11 protein-coding genes are annotated in these 13,267 nt (G+C 74.4%); 7 read left to right on the forward strand and 4 right to left on the reverse strand.

Annotated elements, in window-relative coordinates; genetic code table 11:
- Positions 1–66: 66 nt before the first annotated feature.
- A complete protein-coding gene (locus OO52_RS39730; RefSeq protein ID WP_030655976.1) occupies positions 67–537 on the forward strand; it encodes a Dps family protein in 471 nt (156 codons plus the stop codon).
- A gap of 167 nt (positions 538–704) precedes the next feature.
- Positions 705–983 (forward strand): hypothetical protein, encoded by a 279-nt coding sequence (locus tag OO52_RS48610; protein ID WP_078630089.1) that lies wholly within the window; start codon positions 705–707, stop codon positions 981–983.
- On the opposite strand, the gene OO52_RS39735 is transcribed toward OO52_RS48610, so the two are convergent.
- The 3 genes from OO52_RS39735 to OO52_RS39745 all read right to left on the reverse strand — a co-directional run bounded on the left by OO52_RS39735 (position 931) and on the right by OO52_RS39745 (position 7,981).
- Positions 931–1,695, reverse strand: a complete 765-nt coding sequence (locus OO52_RS39735; protein WP_030655974.1) for an SDR family NAD(P)-dependent oxidoreductase — start codon at positions 1,693–1,695, stop codon at positions 931–933. The genes OO52_RS48610 and OO52_RS39735 overlap by 53 nt on opposite strands.
- Before the next feature lie 128 nt (positions 1,696–1,823).
- The gene (locus tag OO52_RS39740) at positions 1,824–2,669 is read right to left on the reverse strand and encodes an Fpg/Nei family DNA glycosylase (RefSeq protein ID WP_030655970.1); all 846 of its coding nucleotides are present in this window, start codon (positions 2,667–2,669) and stop codon (positions 1,824–1,826) included.
- 221 nt (positions 2,670–2,890) lie between these two features.
- Positions 2,891–7,981: an ATP-dependent helicase gene (locus OO52_RS39745; RefSeq protein WP_030655968.1), complete on the reverse strand. Its 5,091-nt coding sequence runs from the start codon at positions 7,979–7,981 to the stop codon at positions 2,891–2,893.
- A 369-nt stretch (positions 7,982–8,350) separates the two neighbouring features.
- Here OO52_RS39745 and OO52_RS39750 point away from each other — a divergent pair, with 369 nt between their 5' ends.
- The 3 genes from OO52_RS39750 to OO52_RS39760 are packed head-to-tail and all read left to right on the forward strand — an operon-like array spanning position 8,351 to position 10,346.
- Positions 8,351–9,262 carry an AraC family transcriptional regulator gene (locus OO52_RS39750; protein ID WP_030655966.1) on the forward strand — a complete coding sequence of 304 codons (912 nt, stop codon included), beginning with the start codon at positions 8,351–8,353 and terminating at the stop codon, positions 9,260–9,262.
- A gap of 23 nt (positions 9,263–9,285) precedes the next feature.
- Positions 9,286–10,041 carry an AzlC family ABC transporter permease gene (locus OO52_RS39755; RefSeq protein WP_030655963.1) on the forward strand — a complete coding sequence of 252 codons (756 nt, stop codon included), beginning with the start codon at positions 9,286–9,288 and terminating at the stop codon, positions 10,039–10,041.
- Complete coding sequence (locus tag OO52_RS39760; protein ID WP_030655961.1) at positions 10,038–10,346, forward strand: AzlD domain-containing protein; 309 nt, start codon at positions 10,038–10,040, stop codon at positions 10,344–10,346. The genes OO52_RS39755 and OO52_RS39760 overlap by 4 nt, the downstream gene beginning before the upstream one ends.
- Positions 10,347–10,456: 110 nt before the next feature.
- Here the strand turns inward: OO52_RS39760 and OO52_RS39765 are convergent, their stop codons facing one another.
- Positions 10,457–11,401, reverse strand: coding sequence for a hypothetical protein (locus OO52_RS39765; RefSeq protein ID WP_030655957.1), 945 nt, complete (start codon positions 11,399–11,401; stop codon positions 10,457–10,459).
- 80 nt (positions 11,402–11,481) lie between these two features.
- Between OO52_RS39765 and OO52_RS39770 the strand changes: the two genes are divergently transcribed.
- On the forward strand, positions 11,482–11,676 hold the full coding sequence (locus OO52_RS39770) for a DUF3046 domain-containing protein (protein WP_030655955.1): 195 nt from the start codon (positions 11,482–11,484) through the stop codon (positions 11,674–11,676).
- 152 nt (positions 11,677–11,828) lie between these two features.
- Positions 11,829–13,079, forward strand: a complete 1,251-nt coding sequence (locus OO52_RS39775) for an AI-2E family transporter (RefSeq protein ID WP_199820039.1) — start codon at positions 11,829–11,831, stop codon at positions 13,077–13,079.
- Positions 13,080–13,267: the final 188 nt, after the last annotated feature.

A 13,267-nucleotide genomic window follows, 5' to 3' on the forward strand; every position in this document is an offset into this window, starting at 1 on the left:
GCCGGTGGTGTGAGGTGCGGTCATCGTGGGAGGGACGTGACAGCGCCTGAACACCGGAGGAAACGGATGTACGTCGTGAAGAGCCCGTTGGCCGACGGAGACCTGAAGACCGTGTCCGAGGCGCTCCAGGGCGCCCTCGTCGACCTGGTGGACCTCTCCCTGGTCGCCAAGCAGATCCACTGGAACGTCGTCGGCCCGCGCTTCCGCTCCGTCCACCTCCAACTCGACGAGGTGGTCGACTCCGCCCGCACCCACATGGACACGGTGGCCGAGCGGGCCTCGGCCCTGGGCATACCGCCCGACGGACGAGCCGGCACGGTGGCCTCCAGCAGCGGCATCAAGACCACCCCGGCCGGATGGATCAAGGACACGGACGCGGTCGGGGCGATGGTGGACGCGCTGGGCTCGGTGATCACCCGGATGCGGGAGCGGGTGGAGGCGACCGGGGAGCCCGACCCGGTGTCCCAGGACATGTTCATCGGGATCACCGCGGATCTGGAGAAACACCACTGGATGTTCCAGGCGGAGAACGCGTAAACGGTGGCACCCGGGTCGGTGCGGCCGGGGCCGGTGTCCTGGGCGGCGAGGCCGCTGTGAACGCCGGGCGGGCTGCTTGCCTCCCGGCGCTGCACCCGTGAGCCCTCAGTGCGCCTCCCGTGCGGTCGGGGCGGCGGTCTAGCGTCCGGCTGGAGGTGATGGTGGGCATGGCGGGACGGACAGTGCGCTGGGGACTGGCGCTCGGCCTGGGAGCGGTGTGGTGGTGGGCCGTGCTGCGGATCGCCGTGGGGGAGGGCGCGGGCGTCCTGGAAGGGGCCGTCGCCGCCGGCGGCTGGGGGCTGAGCCTGCTGCCCGTGCACTGTGTGCCCAAGGGGCGCGCGACCGGCGCCGTGCACCCGGGGCGCTGGATGGCCGCCTGGCGGGCGGGGGATGTCACCAAGGCATCGCCACGCCCCCGTTCGGGCGAAGTATCTGACCCGTCATGAACGCCGACGCGTCCGACGCCAGGTACAGCACCGCGTGCGCGACGTCGTCCGGCTCGCCGACCCGGCCCAGCGGGGTCATCCGGGTCATCGCGGCCTCGGTGTGCGCCTGTGCCTCGCGGTCGTGCCGGTCGGTCATGGGTGTGCGGATCCAGCCGGGCGCGACGGCGTTGACCCGGATGCCGTGCGGGCCGACCTCGGTGGCCAGCGTCTTGGTGAGCTGCACCACGGCCGCCTTCGCCGCGCCGTAGCAGAGCAGTCCGGCGCCGCCGGTGTCCACCGCGCCGGAGGCCATGGTCACGATGCTGCCGCGGGTCCGGTGGGCGAGCATCAGCCGGGCCGCCTCCTGGCAGGCGTGGAGCACGCCCTTGAAGTTGACGTCCAGCACCCGGTCGAGATCCTCGTCGCGGGTCTCCAGCACCGGGCTGCTGTGCATGATTCCGGCGATCGCCGCCAGCACGTCCAGCCGGCCGCAGGACCGGACCGCCTCGCCCAGCCGGGCCCGGTCGGTGACGTCGAGGACGTGGATACGGGCCTTGCCGCCGCGGTCCTCGATCAGCGCCGCCGTGCCGTCCAGGCCGTCGGCGTCCCGGTCGGCACAGTGCACTGTCGCACCCGCCTCGGCCAGCAGTACGGCGGACGCCCGCCCGATGCCACCGGCGGCTCCGGTGACGAAGGCGGCGCGTCCGCTGAGGTCGTACGCGGTGAGGGTCATGAGGGGACGGTACGAGCGTTTCTGACGACCCGTCAATCAGCGGTGCGTGATGGGGTCCGGGACGCGGCTGCGTACGCCGGCGTGAGTGAGGGCGCGTATCCACGGCGCCGAGGGGGCAGGCCGGACGGTCAGCCGGTGCGGCGCGGGTACTTGTCGCGCCAGCGTTGGGGCGTGCCGGGTGCGGGGGCGGGGCCCGTCTGGCAGGTGGGGCACCAGTAGGTGGGGCGTTCCTGGGAGCCGTCGCCCTGGTCCGCCACCCGCACGGGGGTGTGACAGCGCAGGCACGGGCGGGGTGCGCGGCCGTAGACGAACAGGTCGTGCCGGTGCAAGCCGGTCGTCTGCCGGACCGGGCGGTCGCGGTTGGTCTCCAGTAGCTGCTTGGCCAGCCCGGGGAGCTGCCGGGCGAGGTCCGCGGGGAGCGCCCCGGCCGGCAGCCAGGGGGTAACGCCGAGAAGGAAGCACAGCTCGCTCTTGTAGACGTTGCCGATGCCGGCCAGATTGCGCTGGTCCAGCAGGGCCTCGCCGAGCTCGCGGGCCGGGTCGGAGAGGACGTTGGCCAGGGCGCGCTCGGGGTCCCAGTCCGGGCCGAGCAGATCGGGGCCGAGGTGGCCGACGACCCGCTCCTCCTCGGTCGTGCGCAGCAGCTCCAGGACCTGCAGCCGGTAGCCGACGGCCGTACGGTCGGCGGTGCCGAGAACCGCCCTGATCTGGTACGCCGGCCCGCCCCGCCAGCGCTCGCCCGTGCCGTACACCTTCCACGCGCCCTCCATGCGCAGGTGGGTGTGCAGGGTGAGGCCGCCCTCGAACCGGGTGAGGATGTGCTTGCCGCGCGGGATCGTGCTCAGCACCCCGCGGCCGGACAGGTCGACCGTCGCGTACTTCGGCACGCGGAAGTCGCTGCGGGTCAGCGCCTTGCCCGCGAGGGCCTCATGCAGCCGCCGCGCAGCCTGCCAGACCGTGTCACCTTCGGGCATGGGTCAAGGGTGCCACGGTGGAGTGAGCGGGCACGGGGGTGCGGGGTGGGGGTTGGAAGGGGGCGTGGGCGGCATGGGTGCGGGTCGATGGCCCGCGCGGGGCGGTGCGGGGATCGGGCGCGGGCATCGCGTGGTGGAGGCGGCGCGGGGGCAGCGGCTGTGCCGGGACCAAGGGGCCGGCCCCGTGTCGCGGCCGGCCCCGCTGCCCGGCGAACTGTGCCTCACGCTCTCAGGCGCAGGCCGCGCGGTGTCGCCACGAATCCCGCCGCCTCCAGGAGGGTGCCTATGGGGGACGTCAGGGCCTGGGCGCCGTTGATCCGCTCGACCGTGACCGTGCCGAGCGAGCCCGCGCGGGCTGCCGCGGCCAGCGCCTCGGCGGCCGCACGCAGGCGAGGGTCGTCCGTCGCGGCCGTGTCCGGGGCGGTCGGCCAGGCCAGCAGCGTCTTACCGCCGCGCTCCATGTACACCGTCAGCTCGCCTTCCACCAGGACGACCAGCGAGCCCGCCTTACGGCCCGGCTTGTGCCCGGCTCCCGTCGGCGGCTCCGGCCAGGGCAGCGCGGAGCCGTAGGCGTTCGCGGGGTCGGCCGCTGCGAGGACCACGGCGCGGGAATCGGGCGCGGCTGTGCCCGGCCGGCCGTTGCCGTAGCCGCGGTACGGGGCCGCGCCGTAGGCGTTCGAGCCGTAGTGGGTGGAGCCGCCGCCGCGGGGGCCGCCGTAGCCGGGGGAGGCGAACGGGTCGGCGAGGTCGCGGGCAGCCGAGGGGTCGCCGTCGCCGCCGGAGGCGTCCTCCGGGGGCCAGGTGAAGTCGCCGTCCAGTCCGGGATGGCCGAAACCGCCCTCGGCTCCGTCGAACGCGCCGGGGGGCGTGTGGCCGTGCGGGGTGCCGGTGGGGCTGCCGGGACCGTCGGGCAGTCCGCCGAGCCCGAGCGGCGGCCCCGCGGGCCCGTCGAACGGGTTCGGGTGGCCCGGCCCGGCGAAGCCGTTCACGGCATCGCCGGCGCCGAAGCCGTTCACACCGCCAGGGACGCCGAAGCCCTGCGGGCGGGACGGGGCCGGCAGGCCCTCCGCTCGCTCGCGGGCGTTCGCCACCGCGCGGAGGCGGTCCACCGCGCCGTCCATGGCGAACTGGGCCGCGCCCAGCCCCTCGACCACGTAACCGCGCCGGGCCTGACCGCTCTCCTCGAAGGCCGACAGCACCCGGTATACCGCCGAGAAGCCGCCTTCGACACCCTCCGCGGCGACCGCGCCCCGGGTGACCACGCCGTGCCGGTCCAGGAGCGTGCGGGCCAGCGCGTGCGCGCGCACCGTGGCGTCCGGCTCGGCCGCGGGCAACAGTGACCAGCGGCCGGCGACGGTCGGCGGGCCGGTGCGGGAGGCGGTGCGCGCGGTGGCCGTCAGGGAGCCGTAGCGCCCGCGCGGGACGGCGCGCTTGGCACGATGGGCGGTCGAGCCCGCCGTACGGCCGGAGCCCAGAAGCGAGCGCATCGGCGCCAGGGTGTCGTTGGTGAGCCGGCCCGACCAGGCCAGGTCCCAGAGCGCGTCGGCCAGTTGCGGGTCGGTGACGTCGGGGTGCATGGTGGCGCGGACCTGGTCGGCGATCTGCCGGAAGAACAGGCCGTAGCCACCGGACAGGGCGTCGAGGACCGACTGGTGGAGCGCGGTCAGCTCCAGCGGGTGCGGCGCCGGGAGCAGCACCGGGGCCGCGTCCGCCAGGTAGAGGGACACCCAGCCGTCCTTGCCGGGCAGGGCGCCCGCTCCGGCCCACACCACCTCGCCCGCGGCGGTCAGCTCGTCCAGCATCGAGGGCGTGTAGTTCGCCACCCGGGAGGGCAGGACCAGCTTCTCCAGCGCGGAGGCCGGCACGGAGGCACCCTGCAACTGCTCGACGGCCCGCACCAGTCCGTCGACGCCCCGCAGACCGTGGCCCCTGCCGATGTGCTGCCACTGCGGCAGGAACTGGGCGAGCGCGGCGGGCGGCACGGGCTCCAGCTCATGCCGCAGGGCCGCCAGGGAACGGCGGCGCAGCCGGCGCAGCACGGCCGCGTCGCACCACTCCTGCCCGATGCCGGCCGGGTGGAACTCGCCCTGCACGATCCGGCCGGCCGCGGCCAGCCGCTGCAGCGCGCCCTCGGTGACCGCCACGCCCAGGCCGAACCGGGCCGCCGCGGTGGCCGAGGTGAACGGGCCGTGCGTACGGGCGTACCGCGCGAGGAGGTCGCCCAGTGGGTCCTTGACCGGTTCGGTGAACGCCTCCGGGACACCGACCGGCAGCGCCGTGCCGAGCGCGTCGCGCAACCGGCCCGCGTCCTCGACGGCCGACCAGTGGTCGGCGCCCGCGATCCGTACCTTGATCGCCCGGCGGGCCCCGGCCAGCTCCCGCGCCCACTGCGGGTCCGCACCCCGCGCGACCAGCTCCGCGTCGGTCAGCGGGCCGAGCAGCCGGAGCACGTCGGCGACGCCCTCGACGTCCTTGACCCGGCGGTCCTCGGTGAGCCACTGAAGCTCGCGCTCCAGCTCGGTCAGCACCTCCGCGTCGAGCAGTTCGCGCAGCTCCGCCTGGCCCAGCAGCTCCGCCAGCAGCCGTGAGTCCAGCGACAGCGCGGCGGCACGCCGCTCGGCCAGCGGGGAGTCGCCCTCGTACAGGAACTGCGCGACGTACCCGAAGAGCAGGGAGCGGGCGAACGGGGACGGCTCCGGGGTGGTCACCTCGACGAGGCGCACCTTGCGGGACTCGATGTCGCCCATCAGCTCGACCAGCCCGGGGACGTCGAAGACGTCCTGGAGGCACTCGCGGATCGCCTCCAGGACGATCGGGAACGACCCGAACTCGCTCGCCACCTGGAGCAGCTGCGCCGCCCGCTGGCGCTGCTGCCACAGCGGGGTGCGCTTGCCGGGATTGCGGCGCGGCAGCAGCAGCGCGCGGGCGGCGCACTCGCGGAACCGGGAGGCGAACAGCGCCGAGCCGCCGACCTGGTCGGTGACGATCTGGTCGACCTCGCCCTTGTCGAAGGCGACGTCGGCCGCGCCGACCGGGGCCTGGTCGCTGTCGAACTCGGTGCCGGCCTTCATGGGCTCGCGGTCGAGCAGGTCCAGGCCCATCAAATCGGCGTCGGGCAGGCGCAGCACGATGCCGTCGTCGGCGTGCATGACCTGGGCGTCCATGCCGTACCGCTCGGACAGGCGGGCGCCGAGGGCGAGAGCCCAGGGGGCGTGGACCTGGGCTCCGAACGGCGAGTGCACGACGACCCGCCAGTCGCCCAGCTCGTCGCGGAACCGCTCCACGACGATCGTGCGGTCGTCCGGTACGTGGCCGCAGGCCTCGCGCTGCTCGTCCAGGTACGACAGCACGTTGTCCGCCGCCCACGCGTCCAGGCCCGCCGCCAGCAGCCGCAGCCGGGCGTCGTCCTTGGGCAGCGAGCCGACCTCGCGCAGGAACGCGCCCACCGCGCGGCCCAGCTCCAGCGGCCGGCCCAGTTGGTCACCCTTCCAGAAGGGCAGCCGGCCGGGCACGCCCGGCGCGGGCGAGACGAGGACGCGGTCGCGCGTGATGTCCTCGATCCGCCAGGAACTCGTGCCCAGCGTGAAGACGTCTCCCACCCGGGACTCGTACACCATCTCCTCGTCCAGCTCGCCGACCCGGCCGCCGCCCTTCTTGGGGTCGGAACCGGCGAGGAAGACGCCGAACAGACCACGGTCCGGGATCGTGCCGCCGGAGGTGACGGCGAGGCGCTGGGCGCCCGGGCGGCCGGTGATCTCGCCGGTGACGCGGTCCCACACCACGCGCGGGCGCAGTTCCGCGAACGCGTCCGACGGATAGCGGCCCGCCAGCATGTCCAGCGTGGCCGTGAACGCCGACTCGGGCAGCGAGGCGAACGGGGCCGCGCGGCGGACCATGGTGAGCAGGTCGTCGAACTGCCAGGTGTCCAGTGCCGTCATGGCGACCAGCTGCTGCGCGAGCACGTCCAGCGGGTTCGCGGGCACCTTCAGCGACTCGATCGCGCCCGTGCGCATCCGCTCGGTGACCACGGCGGCCTGGACCAGGTCGCCCCGGTACTTCGGGAAGACGACACCGGTGGAGACGGCGCCGACCTGGTGTCCCGCGCGGCCGACCCGCTGGAGGCCGGAGGCGACCGACGGCGGGGACTCGACCTGCACCACCAGGTCCACGGCGCCCATGTCGATGCCGAGCTCGAGGCTGGAGGTGGCCACCACCGCGGGCAGCCGCCCGGCCTTGAGGTCCTCCTCGACGAGGGCACGCTGCTCCTTGGAGACCGAGCCGTGGTGCGCGCGGGCGATCACCGGCGGCGCGCCCTGGGCCGCGCCGGAGCCGCCCATCAGCTGGGCGGGGGAGTGGTGCTCGTCCAGGGTCTCGCCGGTGGCCCGCTCGTACGCGATCTCGTTGAGCCGGTTGCACAGCCGCTCCGCGAGACGGCGGGAGTTGGCGAAGACGATCGTGGACCGGTGGGCTTGGACCAGGTCGGCGATCCGCTCCTCCACGTGCGGCCAGATCGACGGCCGCTCCCCGCCCTCGGAGGCGTCGGCGGCCGGGGCGCCCGCCAGCTCGCCCATGTCCTCCACCGGGACGACCACCGAGAGGTCGAACTCCTTGCCGGACTCCGGCTGGACGATCTCCACCTTGCGGCGCGGGGACAGATACCGGGCCACCTCGTCCACCGGGCGCACGGTCGCCGACAGGCCGATCCGGCGGGCGGGCCTGGGCAGCAGCTCGTCGAGCCGCTCCAGGGAGAGCGCGAGGTGCGCGCCGCGCTTGGTGCCCGCGACCGCGTGCACCTCGTCCAGGATCACCGTCTCCACGCCCGTGAGCGCGTCGCGCGTGGCCGACGTCAGCATCAGGAACAGCGACTCGGGAGTGGTGATCAGGATGTCCGGCGGGCGCGTGGACAGGGCGCGGCGCTCGGCGGCCGGGGTGTCGCCGGAGCGGATGCCGACCCTGACCTCGGGCTCGGGCAGGCCGAGCCGCACGGACTCCTGGCGGATGCCGGTCAGCGGGCTGCGCAGATTGCGCTCGACGTCGACCGCCAGGGCCTTCAGCGGGGACACGTACAGCACCCGGCAGCGCTTCCTCGGGTCGGCCGGGGGCGGGGCCGAGGCCAGTTGGTCCAGGGCGGCGAGGAACGCGGCGAGCGTCTTGCCGGAGCCGGTCGGGGCGACCACCAGCACGTCCGAGCCCTCCCGGATGGCCTGCCACGCGCCCGCCTGAGCCGCGGTGGGCGCGGAGAAGGCCCCCGTGAACCAGCCGCGGGTCGCGGGGGAGAAGCCGTCGAGGGCTCGGTGTGCGGAGCTGACCATGCGTCCATCCTGCACCCACCCACTGACAATTGCCCTGACCTGGGCAAACGGGACGAGCGCGGGGCTTGTGCGTGGCGTGCCGAGGGGTGGGCCGGTGGCGCGGGCCGCGAGGAGGGCAGTGGGCGTGCTTGGGGATCGGGCGGGGTGCCGCGAGGGCGGTGGTCGGTGCTGATTGCTGTCGAGCCGAGCCGAGCCGAGCCGAGCCGAGCGTGCGGGTGGGGCCGGGACCGGCCTGCGGTGTCGGGTGGGGCGGGGGCTCGGGGGCTGTGCTCGGCCTGCGGTGTCGGGCGGGGCCGGGACTGGCCGTGCGGAACCGGCCGGGACCGAGTGGAGTCGGTGGGAGGGCGGGCGCGGCGGACAATGGGTTTCATGGCGGGTTCAGCGGAGCGGGCACGGCACTGGCGGTACGCGGAGCTGCCCGGGGTCGACCTGCTGCGGGCCCGGTACATTCGCAAGACCTTCATCCGGCACACCCACGAGAACTTCGTGATCGCGGCCATCGCCGACGGCGTCGAGGTCTTCCACCACCGCGGCTCCGACGTCTCCGCCGGTGCGGGAGCGCTCGCCCTCGTCAACCCGGACACGCCCCACACCGGCCGGGCCGGCGTCCCCGAGGGCTGGCGGTACGGCGCCCTGTACCCGTCGCCGGACGTGGTCGCCGCGATCGCCGCCGAGACCACCACCCTCCGGGGAGCACCTGGCTTCGTCAGCCCGGTCCTCGACGACCCCTACACCGTCCGCCTGGTGCACCAGGTGCTGCGCGCCGCCGACGAGGGCAACGCACTGGCCGCCGACACGCTCCTGCGGGTCGCCGTGACCAGACTGCTGCGGCTGAACGGCGGCCCCCTGCCGCAGCGGCGGCCTCGCACGGCCGGCACGCGGATCGCGGCACGCGCGCGTGCGGTGCTGGAGGAACGGATGGCCGCACCGCCGACCCTGGAACAGCTGGCCGCCGGCCTCGGAACCAGCCCGTTCGCCCTTCTGCGGGCGTTCCGCGACGCCTACGGCATGCCGCCGCACACCTGGCTGACCGACGCCCGCGTGCGCCACGCACGGCTGCTGCTGGACGCGGGTACGACCCCCGCCGAGGCGGCCGTCGCCGTCGGCTTCACCGACCAGCCCCACCTCAACCGGCACTTCGCCCGGATCGTCGGCGTGCCCCCGGGCGCGTACCAGCGCGAGCGCGCCGGGCTGGAAGAGCGCACCGGGCCGGGAACGCCCGCGGGACTGGAGGAGCGCGCCGGGCTGGTCGAGCGCAAGAACGTACAAGACGTGGGCTGACGGACGCCCGTACCGTCCGGGGCGTGGCACAGCACATAGCACTCACCAACCAGACCGCCGACGGCGCGGACAAGCCGGACGCGGCCGTCGTACGGGACGCCCTCGGGGTCGGCGTCGCCGTGGGCCTGTCCGGATTCGCCTTCGGAGTGACCTCGGCGGGCAGCGGACTCGGGCTGCTCCAGACCTGCGCGCTCAGCCTCCTGGTGTTCACCGGGGCCTCCCAGTTCGCCCTGGTCGGCGCGCTCGCCGCCGGCGGCAACCCGTTCACGGCCGCCGCAGGCGCCTTCTTCCTGGGCGTGCGCAACGCCTTCTACGGGCTGCGGCTCTCCCAGCTTCTCGCCCTCCCGCGCGCGGTACGGCCGCTCGCCGCGCAGTGGGTGATCGACGAGACCACCGCCGTGACCCTGGCCCAGCCGACCCGGCGGGCCGCGCGGCTCGGCTTCACCGTCACCGGGCTCAGCCTGTACGTGCTGTGGAACCTGACCACGCTGCTCGGCGCCCTGGGTGCCCGGGCGATCGGCGACACGCGCGCGTGGGGCCTGGACGCGGCGGGGCCGGCCGTGTTCCTGGCGCTGCTCGCCCCGATGCTGAAGACGACCACCGAGCGTGCGGTCGCGGGTCTCGCCGTCCTGCTGGGCCTCGGTCTGCTGCCCGTCCTGCCGGCCGGCGTGCCGGTGCTGGTGGCGGCACTGGCGGCCCCGCTGGCGCTCTTTGCGGAGGGGCGGCGCGGGGGCCGTACCCGACAGGAGGGTCCGGACGGCTCGGAGGAGAACCGGTGAACACCTGGATCGCGATCGGCGTGACCGCCCTCGGCTGCTACGCCGTCAAGCTCGTCGGCCTGCTGGTCCCGGCACACGCCGTGGAGCGGCCGTACGTGCGGCGGCTCGCCGTCCTGCTGCCGGTCGCCCTGCTCGCCGCGCTGACGGCCCAGCAGACGTTCGCCGTCGGCCACACGCTGGTGCTGGACGCCCGGGCCGCCGGGCTCGCGGCGGCGGCCGTGGCACTCGTGCTGCGTGCGCCGTTCCTGCTGGTCGTCGCGGCGGCCGTGGTGGTGACGGCGGGCGTACGGGCCGTCGCTGGGTGACGCGGGTCGGAGGCGAGTCGGCGGGGGCGGCCCGCGCGTGAGGCGGCCGGCCGTGGCTGAGCGGCAGGGCCGCCCGCCGACGGGCGGACCCTGCCCGCGCGCAGTGCCGCTCAGCCCACGAAGCGGCCGTAGGCCCGCAGGGTGCACAGGGCCTCGATCGTCACCAGGGAGCGCGCCTCCAGGGCGGGCGCCGGTGCCCACCGGCGCCACCGGACCGGCCAGCCGCCGTCTTCCTCCTGCCCGGCGGCCAGGTGATCCAGTGAGCGCGCCATCTCGTCGTCCGTGAACCACGCGCGCGCGAGTGAGTCCGGAGTCCGGGCGAAGTCGTGCGGGAAGTGGTGCTCGCCCGGGGCATAGCCGGACGCGACCGGGAACGCGTCGAGCCGGTCCGGGTCCAGCGCGGCGAGCCGCTGCTCCCGCACCAGGCGGCCCAGCCGGTCGGCGGCGGCCTCCGCGCGCGGGCGGTCGGGAGCGGCGTCCAGGAAGGTCACGGCGGCCTGCACCTCGTAGGGATGGGACTTCTCCAGGGACTCCACCGACTGCCAGCAGAAGTCGGTGGCCCGGAACAGCCAGGCGTGCCACACCTCGTTGCGGTGCAGGAGCCCGACCACCGGCCCGGTGGCCAGCAGATCGCTGGGCGGATCGTCGACGACCGGGATGAACGGTGCCGTCGGATACCCGCGCTGACCGGGGTGGATCGCCGGCAGGGCGCCGTCCGGGGTGGACACGGAGGTCAGGTAGCGGCACACGCGCTCCACCCGCTGGCCGCCGCAGCGCCCGATGGCGTCCAGCACGCGCAGGGCGTGCACGGTGTGCAGGGGCTGGCTGACCGGTCCGCGCAGATCGGGCTCCAGCGCGTGCCCGTAGCCGCCGTCCTCGTTGCGGTAGGCGTCCAGTGCCGCTTCCACCGCCTCCGGGCTGCCGCGCAGGAAGTGGTACGCGAAGAGATGCTGCTCCAGCACGCGCGCGGTGAGCCACACGAACTGTTCGGCGCGGAAGAGCGGGGAGCGCGCCGGGGGCGTGGAGGGGAGTGGGGAAGCTCCTGTTTCGGCCATGCGTCAGACCGTAGGGCGGAAAGCGGTCTCGGCAGGCGCTCCCGGGCAGGGCCCACCCCCAGGGGCGGGATACTGGAGTCATGCGGTTGACGGTCTTCTGGCAGCGGATGGCGGAACACTTCGGTCCGGGGTACGCCGACACCTTCGCGCGCGATCACGTCATGTCGGAACTGGGCGAACGCACGGTGAACCAGGCGCTGGACGCCGGCTGGGAGGCCAAGGACGTGTGGCGGGTGGTCTGCGCGGTGATGGACGTACCGGGCGAGAAGCGCTGACACGTCGGCCGCGCTGACACGTCGACCGGAATGTCGGGTTTGCCGGTGAAGAAGTCGACGGTACGGCACTGATCTGTCACGAAGATCGCCGCGGGGCACCGGTTGTCGGTGGCGTGGGCGAGACTGGGCGCGTGGCACCCAACGAGGACTCCCTGGCACCCACTCCCGAGGACGGCGAACCGTCCCACGGGCAGGCAGCACCGGCCGCTGCGACCCCGCCCGGCCGGCCCCCGGTCTCCGGCGCCGTCGCTCCGGGCGGCCGGATGCCGCGCTGGCTGCCGCGCGCCATGGTGCTCGCGCTCGCGCTGATCGCCGCCTTCCAGCTCGGCAGCTGGGCCTTCCACCAGCTGACCGGACTCCTGATCAACATATTGATCGCGTTCTTCCTGGCCCTCGCGATCGAGCCCGCGGTCAGCCGGATGGCGGCCCGTGGCATGCGCAGGGGGCTCGCCACCTTCCTCGTCTTCCTCGGGCTGACCGTCCTCGCCGCCGGGTTCGTCACCCTGCTCGGGTCCATGCTGGCCGGCCAGATCATCAAGATGATCGAGGGCTTCCCGGGCTACCTCGACTCGCTCATCCACTGGATCAACCAGACCTTCCACACGGAGCTCAGACGGGTGGACATCCAGGAGGGCCTGCTCCACTCCGACTGGCTGCGCAAGTACGTGCAGAACAGCGCGGCCGGAGTCCTGGACGTCTCCGCCCAGGTGCTCGGCGGGCTGTTCCAGCTGCTGACGGTCACGCTGTTCTCCTTCTACTTCGCCGCCGACGGCCCCCGGCTGCGCCGCGCCCTGTGCTCCGTCCTGCCGCCCGCACGTCAGGCCGAGGTGCTGCGCGCCTGGGAGATCGCCGTCGACAAGACGGGCGGCTATCTGTACTCGCGCGGCCTGATGGCGCTCATCTCCGGCATCGCGCACTACATCCTGCTGGAGGCCCTCGGCGTGCCGTACGCGCCCGTGCTCGGCGTCTGGGTGGGCCTGGTCTCGCAGTTCATCCCCACCATCGGCACGTACCTCGCGGGCGCGCTGCCGATGCTGATCGCGTTCACCGTCAACCCCTGGTACGCGCTCTGGGTGCTGATCTTCGTCGTGATCTACCAGCAGTTCGAGAACTACATGCTCCAGCCGAAGCTGACCGCCAAGACCGTCGACATCCACCCGGCGGTCGCCTTCGGCTCGGTCGTCGCGGGCACCGCGCTGCTGGGCGCCGTCGGCGCGCTGATCGCCATCCCGGCGGTGGCCACGCTCCAGGCGTTCCTGGGGGCGTACGTGAAGCGGTACGCCGTCACGGACGACCCCCGGGTACACGGGCGCCGCGGCAACGGGCCGGGCGGTCCCGGGATGCTCACGCGCGTGCGCCTGGCCTGGGCCGGCCGACGCTCCGGCGAGGAACAGCGGCCGTAGCGGCCTGGCTGCGCGCGGACGCAGTTGTCGGCTGCTCCGGCATGGATGTGGCGGCCACCCGTCCTGTACGTCGCGGCCCTTCTGTTGCCGGAACCCGCTACGCCCGTTGAGTGGCCGGTCAGCTTCCTGCTGATCGCCCTGCCCGCTCGTGGCCGCCTTCGCCCAGGGCCCGGTCGTCGTCGGCGCCA

This window comes from Streptomyces flaveolus (genome assembly GCF_000716535.1).
GTDB lineage: Bacteria > Actinomycetota > Actinomycetes > Streptomycetales > Streptomycetaceae > Streptomyces > Streptomyces flaveolus_A.